The 15,559-nt window shown below is 68.0% G+C and carries 13 protein-coding genes; 8 read left to right on the top strand and 5 right to left on the bottom strand.

What is annotated here, in order from left to right:
* Positions 1-21 precede the first annotated feature (21 nt).
* The 4 genes from ASF51_RS13455 to ASF51_RS13470 are packed head-to-tail and all read right to left on the bottom strand — an operon-like array spanning position 22 to position 4,683.
* Positions 22-858: an aldo/keto reductase gene (locus ASF51_RS13455; RefSeq protein WP_055930531.1), complete on the bottom strand. Its 837-nt coding sequence runs from the start codon at positions 856-858 to the stop codon at positions 22-24.
* Complete coding sequence (locus ASF51_RS13460; RefSeq protein ID WP_055930535.1) at positions 855-2,285, bottom strand: aromatic amino acid lyase; 1,431 nt, start codon at positions 2,283-2,285, stop codon at positions 855-857. The genes ASF51_RS13455 and ASF51_RS13460 overlap by 4 nt, the downstream gene beginning before the upstream one ends.
* The gene (locus tag ASF51_RS13465) at positions 2,285-3,586 is read right to left on the bottom strand and encodes an NtaA/DmoA family FMN-dependent monooxygenase (protein WP_055930537.1); all 1,302 of its coding nucleotides are present in this window, start codon (positions 3,584-3,586) and stop codon (positions 2,285-2,287) included. The genes ASF51_RS13460 and ASF51_RS13465 overlap by 1 nt, the downstream gene beginning before the upstream one ends.
* 50 nt (positions 3,587-3,636) lie before the next feature.
* A complete protein-coding gene (locus ASF51_RS13470) occupies positions 3,637-4,683 on the bottom strand; it encodes a PLP-dependent cysteine synthase family protein (protein ID WP_082479882.1) in 1,047 nt (348 codons plus the stop codon).
* A gap of 129 nt (positions 4,684-4,812) precedes the next feature.
* Here ASF51_RS13470 and ASF51_RS13475 point away from each other — a divergent pair, with 129 nt between their 5' ends.
* The 5 genes from ASF51_RS13475 to ASF51_RS13495 all read left to right on the top strand — a co-directional run bounded on the left by ASF51_RS13475 (position 4,813) and on the right by ASF51_RS13495 (position 9,211).
* Entirely contained in the window at positions 4,813-5,676 is an 864-nt protein-coding gene (locus ASF51_RS13475; protein WP_055930540.1) for a patatin-like phospholipase family protein, read from the top strand.
* Between the two features lie 2 nt (positions 5,677-5,678).
* Positions 5,679-6,275 carry a gamma carbonic anhydrase family protein gene (locus tag ASF51_RS13480; protein ID WP_055930543.1) on the top strand — a complete coding sequence of 199 codons (597 nt, stop codon included), beginning with the start codon at positions 5,679-5,681 and terminating at the stop codon, positions 6,273-6,275.
* Positions 6,276-6,664: 389 nt separating this feature from the next.
* Positions 6,665-7,963: an HNH endonuclease signature motif containing protein gene (locus tag ASF51_RS13485; RefSeq protein ID WP_082479883.1), complete on the top strand. Its 1,299-nt coding sequence runs from the start codon at positions 6,665-6,667 to the stop codon at positions 7,961-7,963.
* A 177-nt stretch (positions 7,964-8,140) separates the two neighbouring features.
* Positions 8,141-8,551: an SRPBCC family protein gene (locus ASF51_RS13490; RefSeq protein ID WP_055930549.1), complete on the top strand. Its 411-nt coding sequence runs from the start codon at positions 8,141-8,143 to the stop codon at positions 8,549-8,551.
* A gap of 9 nt (positions 8,552-8,560) precedes the next feature.
* A complete protein-coding gene (locus tag ASF51_RS13495; RefSeq protein WP_055930552.1) occupies positions 8,561-9,211 on the top strand; it encodes an HAD family hydrolase in 651 nt (216 codons plus the stop codon).
* On the opposite strand, the gene ASF51_RS13500 is transcribed toward ASF51_RS13495, so the two are convergent.
* Positions 9,208-9,735 carry a GNAT family N-acetyltransferase gene (locus tag ASF51_RS13500; RefSeq protein ID WP_235497238.1) on the bottom strand — a complete coding sequence of 176 codons (528 nt, stop codon included), beginning with the start codon at positions 9,733-9,735 and terminating at the stop codon, positions 9,208-9,210. The two genes, ASF51_RS13495 and ASF51_RS13500, sit on opposite strands and share 4 nt — an antisense overlap.
* A 41-nt stretch (positions 9,736-9,776) precedes the next feature.
* Here ASF51_RS13500 and hrpA point away from each other — a divergent pair, with 41 nt between their 5' ends.
* Genes hrpA through ASF51_RS13515 form a run of 3 tightly spaced genes read left to right on the top strand, consistent with a single transcriptional unit; the run spans position 9,777 to position 15,506 of the window.
* Positions 9,777-13,604 carry an ATP-dependent RNA helicase HrpA gene (gene hrpA / locus ASF51_RS13505; RefSeq protein WP_055930555.1) on the top strand — a complete coding sequence of 1,276 codons (3,828 nt, stop codon included), beginning with the start codon at positions 9,777-9,779 and terminating at the stop codon, positions 13,602-13,604.
* A 12-nt stretch (positions 13,605-13,616) separates the two neighbouring features.
* Positions 13,617-14,828 (top strand): MFS transporter, encoded by a 1,212-nt coding sequence (locus tag ASF51_RS13510; RefSeq protein WP_055930558.1) that lies wholly within the window; start codon positions 13,617-13,619, stop codon positions 14,826-14,828.
* Between the two features lie 24 nt (positions 14,829-14,852).
* Complete coding sequence (locus ASF51_RS13515) at positions 14,853-15,506, top strand: pyridoxal 5'-phosphate synthase (protein WP_055930561.1); 654 nt, start codon at positions 14,853-14,855, stop codon at positions 15,504-15,506.
* Positions 15,507-15,559: the final 53 nt, after the last annotated feature.

The raw sequence follows: 15,559 nt of genomic DNA on the forward strand, positions 1-15,559 counted from the left end.
GCGCTCTGCTCGGTCGCTCGGTCAGTTGACCTCGTCGGGGTGCCCGCCGACGCGGCCGTCCTTCTCGAGAGCGGTGATCGAGGCCTGCTCGTCGTCGCTGAGCTCGAAGTCGAAGATCTCGAAGTTCTCGACGATGCGGTCGCGGCTGTTCGACTTGGGGAAGATGATGTTGCCGAGCTGGATGTGCCAGCGAAGGATCACCTGGGCCAGCGACTTGCCGTGCGCATCCGCGATGGCCTGCACGTTCGGGTCCTTCAGCAGCGCACCGTGCGCCAGCGGGCTCCACGCCTCGGTCGCGATGCCGTGCTCACGTCCGAACGCGGTGATCTCGCGCTGCTGGAACTCGGGGTGCAACTCGATCTGGTTGACGGCGGGAACGACGTCGGTCTCGCCCAGCAGGCGGGTGAGGTGCTCGACAGTGAAGTTCGAGACGCCGATCGACTTGGCGCGACCCGACTCGCGGATCTTCTCGAGCGCCTTCCACGCCTCGACGTAGTTGTCGTTCGCGGGGGCCGGCCAGTGGATCAGGTACAGGTCGACGTAGTCGAGCTGCAGGCGGCCGAGGCTCTTCTCGAATGCGGCGAGGCCCGAGTCGTAGCCCTGGTCCGCATTCCACAGCTTCGTGGTGATGAACAGCTCGTCACGGTCGATGCCGCTGGTCTTGATCGCGTGGCCGACGCCCTCTTCGTTGCCGTAGATCTTGGCGGTGTCGATGTGGCGGTAGCCCACCTCGAACGCCTCGCTGACGACCCGCGACGTCTTGTCGGGATCGACCTTGAAGACTCCGAAGCCGAGCTGGGGAATGGTGTTGCCGTCGTTCAGGGTGATCGTGGGGACTGAGGATTCAGAAGTAGTCATTGGACAATGCTGTCACGTTCGCCCGCCGAGGAGACGGCCTTGACGGCGTGGGCTACGAGGTTCCGACCGGTGTCGAGATGCCCGATCCGCTCCACCAGCTCGGCCGCGAGGTCTCGCGTGCCACGGCCCAACGTCGGCGCCTCGTCGAGGCTCGCCACGAGCTCGGCGGCATGCAACGCCTCCACGGCGAGGATCTGACGGTGAAGCGTCACCTGTCGCTGCAGCAGGCGCACCGCGAGGGGCGCGAACGACGCCTGGTCCTCTACCTCTGACAACGTGGTTCCGGATGTCGACACCGGGTCGGCGAGGTGCCTCACCTCGGCGAGCATGTCGGCCGCCGCGTACCAGGTGAGACCCGGAACGGCGTTTCGACCCGCGCGCCGGAGCGGCGTCGCGAGACCGGAGAGCACGGCGATGCGTCGTTCGGAGATGCCCGCCGTGTGGGCGACGGCGACGCGCAGGCTCTCGAGGGCCAGAACCAGGCCGAGCGGCTCGAAGTTGCCGTTCGACACCAGCGCTCCCCCGGCTGGAGACTCGTCGAGCACGACGAGCGGGTTGTCGGCGGGAGCATTGAGCTCGGCCTCGACGGCCGCCGCGGCGAGCGCGATGGCGTCGCGAAGGGCGCCGTGCACCTGCGGAACCGTTCGGAACGACAGCGGGTCCTGCACCGACGCCGTACGCCCGGCGTCGTCGAGCAGGCCGCCGGCCACTCGCGACAGGATGGCCCGGGCCGTCTGCTGCCTTCCGGCCGAGCGGCGTGCGTGCACGCGCGGGTCGAACGGCGCCAGCGAGCCTCCCGAGCCGACGGCGCCCAGGACCTCGAGCGACAGCGCCGCGACGGCGTCGGACTCGTCGACGAGCGCCCGCAGCTCGGAGATCGCGAGAGCGCCGACGCCGATCGAGTACGAGTTCGCGCTGATGGCCGCGAGCGCCTCCCCCGCGCCGAACGGCAGGGTGTCGCGCACGTGCGCCGCCACCTCTGCGAGCAGGGCGAGATCGGATGCGCCGACCGAGCCCGTCGTGTAGACCTCGGGAAGCGGGCCTCCGTCGAGAAGCCGCGCGTAGGCATCCGCCAGCTCGGGTCGCACGCCGGAACCGCCCAGCGAGAAGCCGACCACGCGGGCGAGAACCGTTGCGCGCACCTCGCGCTCGGCGAGAGGATCTCCGATGCTGCCGCGGTGATTGTCGATGACGCGGTTCTGGAAAGCGGCGATCTCGTCGGCCGCGACGACCGTGTCGCGACCGGCGCCGAGCTGGGTGTTGAGACCGTAGACGGCGGATCCCGACTGCTGCACCGACTCGACGACTCGACGCGCGCGACCGATCACCCCGACGACATCCGGGGCCAGCTCGACCGTCGCACCGTCGGCCACGGCGACGACATCGTCGATCGTGACCGGCTGCCCCTCGAGTCGGAGCGCGGGCATCAGAAGTCCAGGAGGTTGCCGCGCAGGCCGCCGTCGCCGAACTCGCGACGAATGAGCCCTCGTCGGCGCAGCACGGGCACGAGCGGATCGAGGGTGCGGTGCACGTTGGCGGGATGCACCTGGCCGGCGAAGAGGAATCCGTCTCCGCCGCTGGCCTCGCCGAGGGCCTCGAGGTGATCGACGATCTCGTCGGCCGTGCCGATCACGGCGAGACCGTCGCGATTGGCGCGCACCTGCAGGATCTCGCGAAGCGTCGACCCGGGGGGCGCCGACTTCACGAAGTTGTCGAGGGTTCCCTGGTTGCTGTTGGTGGTGAGTTCGGGCAGGGGCGCGTCGAGGTCGAACGCCTTGAAGTCGACTCCAGAGAGGTACGAGATCGACTGCAGCGCTTCGTCGATCGCGGCCTGGTTGAGATCGGAGCGCCGGGCCTTGACGCTGGCCGTCTCCTCGGCATTCGCGGTGACGATCGGCGTGACCGCGAAGAGCACCTTCACGTGGTCGGGGTTGCGGCCCGCCGCCAGCGCCACCTGCCGGATGCTGTCGCGGAACTCGCGGTTGCGCTCAGGCGTCGACGACAGCGCGATGATCACGTCGGAGTTCTGCCCCGCGAAGTCGCGGCCACGGCCGGATGCTCCCGCCTGCACCATCACGGGTTCCTGCGGCATGGGAGCGGTGTTGATCGGGCCGCGGACCTTGAAGAATCGGCCGTCGTGGTTGATCGGCGCCACCTTCGTGAAGTCCGCGAACACCCCGCGTTCGGCATCCTCGAGCACCGAGTCGGGCGCCCAGCTGCGCCAGAGTTTGCGGATCACACTGACCCACTCGTCGGCGCGGTCGTAGCGCAGATCGTGCTCGATCTGCTTGTCGAGGCCGTAGTTCTGGGCGGCGAGGTCGCTTCCGCTGGTCACGACGTTCCAGCCGAGGCGGCCGTCGGCGAAGTGCTGCAGCGTGGCCAGCAGGCGGGCCGCTGTGAACGGTTCGTAGAACGAGGCGCTGAGCGTGGGCACGATGCCGAGGTTCTGCGTCGCCGACAGAAGGTACGGCACCAACGGCAGCGGGTCGTGCTTGGGGGCGAACCGGGCGTTGGCGAGGTTGACCTCGCTCGTTCCGCCGTAGGTGTCGGGAACCGTGACGCCGTCTTCGATGATCAGCAGGTCGAGGCCGCTGTGCTCGAACAGCCGGGCAGCGTCCTGGTAGACGTCGGGCTTCTTCCAGTCATAGCCGATGCCGTAGGTGGGGTCACCCCATCCCTGCACGCCGAAACCCGCGCCGAGAAACCATCCGAAGTGAAGCAGAGCCATAAAAAGAGCCTAAAAGTAGAAGAGCGGGCGTGCCGGGTCGATGGGGCCGGTCAGATCGAATAGGTGCCGACGCCGATGTCGGTGAGCCACTCGTCGTCGAACGCCTTGGTCAGGTAGTTCGCTCCCGTGTCGGGGGCGATCGCCACCACGACAGATCCCTCGGGCGCCGTGGCCGCGACCCGCAGGGCGACGGCGACGGCGAGTGCAGACGACGGACCCAGGAGCAGGGCTTCCGACGCGGCGAGCGTGTGCACCGTGTCGTAGATCTCCTGGTCGGAGACCACCAGGTACTCGTCGACCACCTCGTGGTGATAGGTCTGCGGCCAGTTCGCCTGGGTCCAGCGGTTGCCCGCGCCCTCCACGTTGATCTGGCCGGCGACGTTGCCGCTGTAGGTCGACCCGGTCGGGTCGGCCCCGATGACCCGGATGCGATCGGCCGAGACGTCTTTCAGATACCGGCCCGTTCCACTGATGGTTCCGCCGGTGCCGACGGATGCGACGAGGTGCGTGACCTTGTGGGCCGTCTGTCGCCAGATCTCCGGCCCGGTGGTCTGGTAGTGCGCGCCCGGGTTGCTCTCGTTCTCGTACTGAGAGGGCCGCCAGGCGTTGGGCAGCTCGGCCGCGATGCGATCGGCGATGGCCCGCGCGTTGTTCGGGCTCTCCGGCGGCGCCTCCCAGTCGGCCTCGACCAGTCGCGCGCCGTAGGCCTTCAGCACGGCGCGCTTCTCATCGGAGATGTAAGCGCTGTGGATGATCACGACGGGGTGCCCGGTGAGGCGGCCGACGAGTGCCAGGCCGATGCCGGTGTTTCCCGAACTCGACTCCACGATCGTGGCCCCGGGCTTCAGCGCACCGCTCGCCTCGGCCGCGCGAACCATGTGCAACGCGATGCGGTCTTTCGCCGATCCGCCGGCGTTGCGACTCTCGAGCTTCACCAGCACGCGCGCCGGCAGCCCATGAGCGAGCACGTTGAGCTCGATCAGCGGAGTGTTTCCGATGAGCGAGACGACAGACGGCGTGACGTCCTCGACGAGGTCGACACAGGGCTCGTCGCCCGACGCCGCAGCGGCCAGGGGATGCGTGTCGATGTTCGTCATGGGTCGAGCGTACGACCGGAGCCGCCGTACACGGGTCGCTGTGTCGCTCTGTTACGCACAGCACGCCCTCACTCGGTGGGCGCTAGCATGGCTCGCGGTACGGGCAAGCACTCAACTGGAGGTCGTCGCATGGGCACAGGTTCACTCGTCTTCGCCGGCGGAGGTGTCGCCGGAATCGCCTGGGAGCTGGGCGTCGTGCAGGGACTTCTCGACGCCGACCCGGCTCTCGTCGATCGCCTACTCGCGCCGTCGACCCGGTTCATCGGAACATCCGCCGGTTCCGCGGTCGCCGCGCAGCTCGCGGGCACGACCGGTCTCACCGCGTCGTTCGCCGCGCAGCTCGAGGAGGAGACCGCAGAGCTCGGGGCAGACGTCGACGTGCAGGAGCTGCAGGCGCGCTTCCTTTCCGCCGTCCAGGGGGCGACCTCGCCCACCGACGCGCTCAAGCGCATCGGCCGCCTCGCGCTCGAGACGCCGTCTGTCGACGAGTCGGTTCGTCTCGAGGTCATCCGATCGCGTCTCGCCGACAGCGAGTGGCCCGAGCGCGACCTGAGGATCACGGCCGTCGAGGTCGAACGCGGCGAGTTCGTCGTCTTCGACCGGTCGAGCGGCGTCGACCTCGTCGACGCCATCGCCGCCAGCTGCGCCGTTCCGGGCGTCTGGCCGCCGGTCACCATCGGCGGTTCCCGTTACATGGATGGCGGGGCCCGGTCGGGCAGCAACGCCGACCTCGCCGCCGGCTCCGATTGGGTCGTCATCGTGACGCCCCTTCCGGGCGTGGGCGATCCCGGAGTCGGCACCGTCCCCACCGCCGAGCTCGAGGCGCTCGGCGGCGTTCCGACCGTCATCGTCTACGCCGACGCCGCGTCCATCGCGGCCTTCGGGCCGAATCCTCTCGACCCCACGACCCGGCGCGCATCGGCCGAGGCGGGCCGCGCGGTCGGCCGCGCATCCGCCGCCCGCATCGCGGCCGCGCTCGGCCAGGCCGACTGACCGTGCTGTACGAGAGCCGGGGCGCGCGGCCGAGGGTCGATCCGGATGCGCTCGTCGCGGCATCCGCCATCGTTTCCGGCGACGTGACGATCGGTGCCGGCTCGCGCATCATGCACGGCGCGGTCGTGACCGCCGAGGACGGACCGGTCGTGATCGGCGCCGACGTCGTCGTGCTCGAGAACGCGGTGATACGCGGACGGGCAGGCTATCCGGCCATCATCGGCGACAGAGTGATGATCGGTCCGCACGCCCACGTCAACGGATGCGTCGTGGGTGAGGGCGCGTTCCTTGCCACCGGTTCATCGGTCTTTCCCGGAGCGACCATCGGCGACGGCGCCGAAGTGCGCATCAACGGCGTCGTGCAGGTGAACACGCGGCTCGCTGCGGGCACCGTCGTTCCCATCTCCTGGGTGGCCGTCGGCGATCCGGCACAGCTGTTCTCCCCCGACAGGCACGACGAGATCTGGGCCGTGCAGCGCACCCTGAACTTCGTGGGCACGGTGTACGGAACCGGCCCGGCGGCGACGATGGCCGACATCATGCGGTCGCAGTCGGAGTTCTACGGGGAGCACCGCGGCGACACGGCACTCGCAGACTGACGCGCCGACGCGGCAGTGTCGGCAAATCACCCCGTTCCCTGAGCCTGTCGAATCGGCCGGGTTCGCTGCGTCGACACCCCCGTTCCCTGAGCCCGTCGAAGGGCGCCCGGTTCGCAGCGTCGAGACCCGTTCCCTGAGCCTGTCCGAGGGCACCCGCGTTCGGTCGAGACCCGTTCCCTGAGCCTGTCGAAGCTACCGCGCTGGTCGAGTAGGCCGCCCGCGGCCGTATCGAGACCCGTTCCCTGAGCCTGTCGAAGGGCACCCCCGCCAGGCCGCGTCCACTCCTCCACAACCCACGCCTCGCGACACTTATCCACAGCCTTTTCCCCTGATCAAGCATCGAATACTTGATCCGACCCAGTGTCGGTGGTCCCTGTTTGACTTATCCCATGACACCCCCACCCCCACCCTCCGAGCCTGACCCGTACATGGTCGCGCTCGACGAGGTCGCCGCCCTCGACACGCAGATAGCCCGGCTATCCGCGGTCAGGGCCAGACGCGTCACCGACGCCCAGCGGAACCTGCACCGCCAGGCCCCGGTCGATACGTCCACCGCCGGACCGGTCTGGTCCACCGCCCGGGTCGAACGCGTTGAGCTCCTCACCGAACTCGCCCTGCTGACCCGCCGCACCGAGTACCGCACTTCCGTCCTGGTCGATACCAGCGTCGCCCTGGTCAGCTCTCTTCCCCTCACTCTTCACGCCCTGTCAGCAGGGAACGTGTCGTGGGAACACGCCGAGGTCATCGCGAAGCACGCCGAGAACCTCGAGGGCGACGCGTTGGCCGCATACGACGCCCGCCTTGCAGTGTTGGCGACGGAGGTGAACCCGAAGCAGCTCGAGAAGAAGGCACGCCACGAGGTCGAACTCGCTCAACCGTCCACCGCCGTGGAACGGGCAGAGAAAGCTGCCGGGACTCGGCGCATCTACATCGATCCGGCAGCAGACGGCATGGCCCAACTCACCCTGCTCGCCCCGGCACCGGAGATCCACGCCATCGCAGACAGGGCCGTACGACTGGCGGCCGGGCTGAAGACCAGTGGTGACCCGCGCAGCATGGGACACCTGAAGGTCGATGTCCTCACCGACCTGCTCCTCAACGGGGAACCGTCGATCCCGGGAGCGACCCGCGGTATTCGCGGCAGGGTGCATGTGATGGTTCCCGTCATGACGCTGCTCGGTGTGGGTGAGGAGGCGGCGATCCTCCGCGGCTACGGGCCCATCGACCCCGCCACCGCCGCCCAGCTGACGGCGGACGCGACGTCGTGGCGGCGCATCCTGACCGACCCCATCACCGGACGCATCCTCGCCACCGACCCCCGGGACTACCGGCCGACCGCGGCGATGATCGACCACGCCCGACTGGTGCACCCGGAGTGCGTGTTCCCGGGGTGCACGGTCCCGTCGGAGCAGGCCGATATGGACCACACGGAGGACCACGCCTATGGCGGGGGCACGATCCCGGAGAACCTCGCACCATTGAGTGCGGGACATCATCGGGTGAAGCATCACACGAGGTGGGAGTTCGTCCAGAACGGAGACGACACACTGACGGCGACGTCACCTGCAGGGCACGTCTACACTGTGCGGCCAGAAGGAAGGATGCGACCAGCACCACCAGCTCTCATCACCGCAGCCACACAGAACACGACAACACCGGAGGAGGAGCTCGCCGGCTGCCCCTTCTAACCAACCCTGGGTCTCGATACGGCCGCAAGCGGCCTACTCGACCAACGCAGGGGGAGACGAGGACAGCCCGCCCACGCCTGCGCCGATCGAGTATCGGCGCGAGGAACTAGCACCGCGAATCGAGATCACCCCGTCCGACCGTGGCACACGTATGCCCTCATCCGCCATGCTGGACGCATGGAGAGCCGCCACGTCAGCCGCGTCATTTCAGCGAGCCCGCAGGCCGTCTACGGGTTCGCCTCGAACGTCGACAACCTGCCGATATGGGCGTCCGGGCTGGCACACTCCGAGGTGACCCGCGAGGGTGACACCCTAAGGGTCGACTCGCCGATGGGTCGTGTCTCGGTGCGCTTCGTCGCGCCCAACGAGTTCGGCATCCTCGATCACGATGTGACCCTGCCATCGGGGGCAACCGTCACCAACCCTCTGAGGGTCATCGCCCACCCCGACGGGGCGGAGATCATCTTCACGTTGCGCCCACTCGACCTCTCAGACGACGAATTCGATCGGGACACGGCGACAGTCGGGGAAGACCTCGACCATTTGCGCGCATTGGTAGAAGACAGGAACCGGGCGAGTCGCTCGTAGTCTGGTGCGGTGCTCCTGCTCTTAGACCTCGACAACACGCTCGTCGACAGAGACGGCGCCTTCAAGCGCTGGGCAGAGGGGTTCGTTCGAGAGATAGGCGGAACTCCTGCCGACTCCGCCTGGATCATGGCGGCTGACAGGAGCGGCTACGCGCCTCGGCGTGAACTCGCACAAGATCTGATCACAAGATACGTTCCCACCGCAGACGCCGACGAACTCGTCGATCGTCTGCGCGAGGGGGTGCTCGACGGCCTGGCCTGCTACCCCGGAGTCGTCGACCGGCTCCAACAGCTCTCGGAAGCGGGCGCCCACCTTGTCATCGTGACCAATGGCGAATCGCGGCAGCAGCGACGGAAGCTCGCGCAGACAGGGCTGGACCGGCTCGTAGACGATGTCGTCGTCTCCGCAGAGGTCGGGGTCAAGAAACCCGACGGCCGAATCTTCGCGGCAGCCAGGGCTATGGCTCCCGCCGACCCCGACGTCTGGATGATCGGTGACCACGTGCGTGCAGACATGGAGGGCGGACGGGCAGCCGGCGCATCCACTGGCTGGGTCAGCCACGGACGGTCTTGGACCCAAGAGTGGTCGCCGACCCTCATCGCCGACACCCCCGAGGCTCTGCTGGCTCGCGTTCTCCGCGCACAACCTCCGCAGAGCTAGACCACCCGGTACTTGAACCCGACGTGAGACGCCTCGAAGCCGAGCCGCTCGTAGAAGCGGTGCGCATCCACCCGGGCAGCATCTGACGTCAACTGCACGAGCGGCACGCCGGAGACGCGAGCGTCCTCGATCGCCCAGCGCATCATCGCCGCACCGATACCGCGGCTGCGTTGACTCGACGAGACCCGCACGGCCTCGATCTGCAGGCGAGACGCTCCGCGCCTGGCGAGACCGGGGATCACCGTGAGCTGCATGGTCGCAACGACCGCACAAACAGAGTCGACGACGACCAAAAGTCGCTGCGCCGGGTCCCGGTCGATGGCGGCGAAAGCGACCTCGTAGGCCTCCCGATCGCTGGCATCGGCCGAGTCACCGCGCGCCGCGCTGATCGGATCGTCGGCCAGCAGATCGATGATCACCGAGAGGTCGTCGATCGTCGCACGCCTGAGAAGCACGGAACCATCGGGCAGATCAAGAGTCACAGCATCCATTCCGGCCACGATACCGGCCGAGACATCAGCCATGAGGGCGCGACCGGTGGCGGAGAATCTAGAATGGAATGCCCATGGATTCCCTCCCCCGTATCGTCTTCCCCCCTGAACTCCCGGTCAGCCAGCGTCGCGACGACATCGCCCGCGCGATCGCAGAGAACCAGGTGGTCATCGTCGCGGGTGCGACTGGATCGGGCAAGACGACGCAGCTTCCGAAGATCTGCCTCGAGCTGGGGCGCGAGGCGATCGGCCACACCCAGCCTCGTCGACTCGCGGCACGCACGATCGCCGAGCGCATCGCCGAGGAACTGGGCCAGGAGGTCGGCGGCCTCGTCGGCTATCAGGTGCGCTTCACCGACAAGGCGTCGAAAGACACCCGCATCAAGCTGATGACAGACGGAATCCTGCTCAACGAGATGCACCACGACCGCATGCTCTCGAAGTACGACACGATCATCATCGACGAAGCCCACGAGCGCAGCCTCAACATCGACTTCCTGCTGGGCTATCTCAAGCAGCTGCTGCCGAAGCGACCCGACCTCAAGCTCATCATCACGTCGGCCACGATCGACCCGCAGAGCTTCTCCAAGCACTTCGACGACGCCCCGATCGTCGAGGTCTCGGGGCGTACGTTCCCGGTGGAGATCCGGTACCGGCCGCTGGTCGCGGACGCAGCACCGGAGGGTGACGATGACGACCCGCCTGCAACCCCCGACCGCGACGTGTTCGAGGCCATTGGAGACGCCGTAGACGAGCTGGGACGCGAGGGCGACGGCGACATCCTGGTCTTCCTGTCGGGAGAGAACGAGATCCGCGACGCCGAGGAGTCGCTCAAGGGAAAGTTCGCCAACCGCAGCTCGGCGGGCGGCGTCACAGAGATCCTCCCCCTCTACGGTCGCCTCTCGAGCGCCGACCAGCACCGCGTGTTCCAGCGCAGCAGCACTCCCGGCGTGCGCCGGCGCATCGTGCTGGCCACGAACGTCGCCGAGACCAGCCTCACCGTGCCCGGCATCAAGTACGTGATCGACGCCGGCACGGCGCGCATCAGCCGCTACAGCGTGCGCTCCAAGGTGCAGCGTCTGCCGATCGAGGCGATCTCGCAGGCCTCCGCGAACCAGCGATCGGGCCGTTCGGGCCGCACCAGCGATGGAATCGCCATCCGGTTGTATTCGCAGCAGGACTTCGAGAAGCGCCCCGAGTTCACCGAGCCCGAGATCCTGCGCACGAACCTCGCCGCCGTCATCCTGCAGATGATCTCGCTCGGCCTCGGCGACATCGCGTCGTTCCCGTTCCTTCAGCCGCCGGAGTCGCGCGGCATCAAGGACGGCCTCGACCTGCTCGGCGAGCTGGGCGCGCTGCGCACGGCCTCGTCTTCGTCGGCCTCGTCGTCAGACGCGAACACGAGAAGCAAGACACCGGATGCCCAGCCACGGCTCACGAGGATCGGTCGCGACCTCGCGCGCCTGCCCATAGAGCCGCGCTTCGCCCGAATGGTGATCGAGTCCAAAGAGACGGGCACGAGCCGCGAGGTGATGCTCATCGTGGCAGGGCTCACGATCCAGGATCCCCGCGAGCGCCCGCTCGAACGGCGCCAGCGAGCCGACGAGCTGCACGGTCGCTTCACCGACCCGACGAGCGACTTCCTCACCCTGCTCAACCTCTGGAACTACCTCGAGGAGAAGCAGTCCGAGCTGTCGTCGAGCGCGTTCCGCCGACTCTGCAAGAACGAGTTCCTCAACTACCTGCGCATCCGCGAGTGGCAGGACGTGTACCGCCAGCTGAGGCAGCTCTCGAGGCCGCTGGGGCTCACGATCGGCGAGCCCGCGGTGAACCCCGACGGAATCCACCGGTCGATCCTGTCGGGACTGCTCTCGCACATCGGCCTGAAGGACGCGGTCAAGAAGGACTACGTGGGCGCACGCCAGTCGCGCTTCAGCATCTTCCCGGGTTCGGTGCTGAACAAGAAGCAGCCCGCCGCCGTGATGAGCGCCGAACTGGTCGAGACGAGTCGCCTGTTCGCGCGCATGAACGCGGCCATCGACCCGGCCTGGGCCGAGAGACTGGCGGGCGACCTCGTCAAGCGCAGCTACTCCGAACCCCGCTGGGAGAAGAAGCAGGGCTCCGTCGTCGCCTACGAGCGGGTCACGCTGTTCGGCGTTCCCATCGTCGAGAAGCGGCGCATCCAGTTCTCTCGCGTCGACCCGTCGTACGCGCGCGAGCTGTTCATCCGCCACGCGCTCGTCGAGGGCGACTGGGAGTCGCAGCAGGCGTTCGACCGGGCGAACCGTGCCTTCCGCAAAGAGCTCGAGCAGATCGAGGAGCGCAGCCGCCGCCGCGACCTGCTGACCGACGACGAAGCGGTGTTCGACTTCTACAACGCGCGCATCCCGCGCGACGTGTTCTCGCAGCGCACCTTCGAGGGATGGTGGAAGACGGCGAAGCACGACACCCCCGAGCTGCTCACCATGACCATCGACGCCCTCGTGCCCGAGGGTGCGCCCGAGATCGACGAGAACGAGTACCCGACGACGTGGCAGCAGGAGGACCAGCGCCTGGGCCTGAGCTACCGCTTCGAACCCGGCACCGAAGATGACGGCGTAACTGCGACCGTGCCCCTCGCCTTGCTGCCGAGACTCAAGCCCGAGTCGTTCGAATACCAGGTGCCCGGCCTGCGCGTCGAGCTCGTGACGGCGCTCATCAAATCGCTTCCCAAGAACATCCGCCGCAATTTTGTGCCCTCGACAGACTGGGCGGTGCGCCTGGTCGCCGAGACGCCGGAGGGCGGAGGCGACGAGGGGTATCTCGCAGCCCTGGCCTCGACGATGTCGAGGCTCGCCCACGTCTCGGTGTCGGCATCCGACTTCGACCGCGAGCGCCTGCCGTCGCATCTGCGCATGTCGTTCCGCGTCGTCGACGAACGGGGCAAGACGCTGTCGGTCGGCAAGGACCTGCCCGCCCTGCAGCAGAAGCACCGCGGCGCCGCCCGCGAATCGGTCGCGAAGGCCACGACCCGCATCTCGAGCGACCTCGAGCGCTCCGGACTCACCACCTGGAGCATCGGCGAGCTGCCGCGGCTCGTCGACACGAAGCAGCACGGCGGAGTGATCCGCGCCTACCCCGCCCTCGTCGACGACGGCTCGTCGGTGTCGCTGCGGCTCATGACCTCGCCCGACGAGCAGGCCCTCCAGACGCCCGACGGCATCGTGCGCCTGCTGCTGCTCGCCGTGCCCTCTCCCCTGTCGTATGTGCGCGAGCACCTCACACAGAACGAGAAGCTGATGCTCGCCACCAGCCCGTACCAGAACGTGCAGGCTCTCTTCGACGACTGCCTGCGCGCGGTCGCGCAGCGCGTGCTCTTCGAGGTGGCACCGGATGGCATGCTCTGGAACGAGGCCGGCTTCCAGACGGCCCGAGACCGCCTCTCGGCGACGGTCATGGACGAGCTCTACGCGACCGTGGGCGTCGCCACCACCGTCCTCTCTGCGGCGCGCGATGCGGAGAAGGCGCTCAAGGGCGTCACGAGCATGGCCCTGCTCGCGGCGCTCGGCGATGCCCGAGAGCAGCTGAAGGGGCTCATCTACCCGGGCTTCGTGTCGGCCACGGGCACGACCCAGCTGCGGCAGCTGCCCCGCTATCTCAAGGCGCTCACGCAGCGGCTCGACAAGCTCGCCGAGAATGCGGCACGCGACCGAGCATGGATGACCGAGGTGCAGGCGGCGACGAGCCGCTACACCGATGCGGGCGGCCGCATCCCTCTCGCCCCTCATTCGCCGCCGAACATCGTACGCGCGCGCTGGCTCCTCGAGGAGTTCCGGGTGAGCCTGTTTGCGCAATCGCTCGGAACGGCGGAGCCTGTCTCTATGCAACGTATTCAGAAGGCACTTGTACCGGCTGGACGGTAGAGTAGAGAAGTTGTGAGCAGCTACTCGAATCTCTTGAAAACCCGCGGGGTCGCGCGCATCATCGCCGCGCAACTCACCGCCCGGTTCCCCTTCGGCATGCTCTCGCTCGCCTTCCTTCTGCACATCGAGAGGGTCCACGACTCCTACGGCGCGGCCGGCCTCGTTCTCGCCGCGTTGAGCATCGGCCAGGCGGTCGCCGGCCCCCTCACTTCGCGGCTGATGGGCGTCTGGGGCATGCGCCAAGTCATCACCATCACGATGATCATCTGCGCCTTCGCCATCTCGGCCATCGCACTCCTGCCCCTCACGATCCCGGCCGCCATGGGCGTCGCTCTCGTCGCCGGCCTGACCATGCCGCCCATCCAGCCTGCCGTGCGCACCATCTACCCCAAGATGGTCAACTCGAAGCAGCTCACCCCGCTCTTCTCGCTCGACGCCTCGGCCCAGGAGATCATCTGGGTCGTCGGCCCGGTCATCACCACGTTCGTGTCGACCCAGATCGGCACCGTCTGGGGCATCCTTCTCGCCGTCGTCTTCCTGGTCGGAGGAGGCACCTGGTTCATCGCGAGCCCCGAGCTGGGCCGGGTGCGCATCCCCCGCTCGCGCCGCAAGCTGGGCGCGGTGCTCGCCAAGCCTCCCGTGCTGCTGGCGACGATCGTCGGGTTCCTGCTGGTCGCGGCCTGCGCGGCGATCGAGGCCGGCGTCGTGGCCACGTTCGGTCACGACGGCCTCGAGGCCGGAATCGTTCTCGCGATCTTCGCCGTCGGCTCCCTGGTCGGCGGCCTGTCGCTCGGCCACGTTCCGATCGGGCCATGGGCGCTGGCCCGCCGCATGCTGATCGTGTTCGTCGGAACAGCACTCGCGGCCGTGTCGCTCAACATCTGGTGGCTCGCCGTCACCCTGTTCATCGCGGGTATCGGCATCGCCCCGGCCCTCGCCGTGATGTTCTCCATCGTCTCGGCGAGCGTGCGCTTCAGCGACACGGCCGAAGCCTACGGCTGGGTCGGCACGGGTCAGCTCATCGGAGCCGCCGTCGGAAGCGCGTTCGCCGGATTCCTCATCGACGGCCAGGGCGCCTCGGGCGCCTTCTACGTCGCCGGCGTGCTGGGCCTGCTCGGGTTCCTCGTTCCACTCGTCGGAAAGCGGTGGCATCCCGATCTTCGCGGAAAAGACGCCAGCCCCATTCCCGATACCGAACCCATCCAGACCGTGAGCGGACTCTGACTCCTGGAGCGTAGTGTCGATAAGGTGCACCCTCTGAGAGACAGCCTTCGTCCGCTCGCCAGCCTCGCGGCCACTCCTCCGCCGTTCGATCCGACCGTCGTGCCCGAGAACCCCCTCGAACTCTTCGTGGCGTGGTTCGGCCAGGCCGTCGAAGCGGGCCAGCTCGAACCGCACGCGATGACGCTCTCCACCGTCGACGCCGACGGCGTTCCGGATGCCCGGGTGCTGATCCTGAAGGACCTCACCGACGACGGCTGGTGGTTCGCCAGCAGCTCCGCGAGCGTCAAAGGCGCCGAGCTCACGGCGAATCCCGTCGCCGCCCTCACCTTCTACTGGCCCACCGTGGGTCGCTCCGTGCGCATCCGCGGCACGGTGACGCGGGGCTCAGACGACGAGAACGCCCGCGACTTCTCCCGCCGCAGGCTGGGCGCCCGCGCCGTCGCGCTCGGAAGCCCCCAGAGCCACCCGCTCGGCAGCCGCGACGAGAGCGAGGCCGCCATCGAGAAGGCGGCGCGCGAACTCGACGCGCATCCAGAGCTGGTGTCGCCCACCTGGACGCTCTGGTGCGTCAGGCCGTCTACCGTCGAATTCTGGCAATCGGATGCCGAGCGCCGGCACCAGAGACTGCGTTACGCGCGCAGCGCCGACACGTGGTCTACATCACTTCTCTGGCCGTAAAGCCACCCGTTCGCTGAGCCTGTCGAAGCGGGCCCTTCGACAAGCTCAGGGAA

The organism is Agreia sp. Leaf283 (genome assembly GCF_001422485.1).
Lineage (GTDB): Bacteria > Actinomycetota > Actinomycetes > Actinomycetales > Microbacteriaceae > Agreia.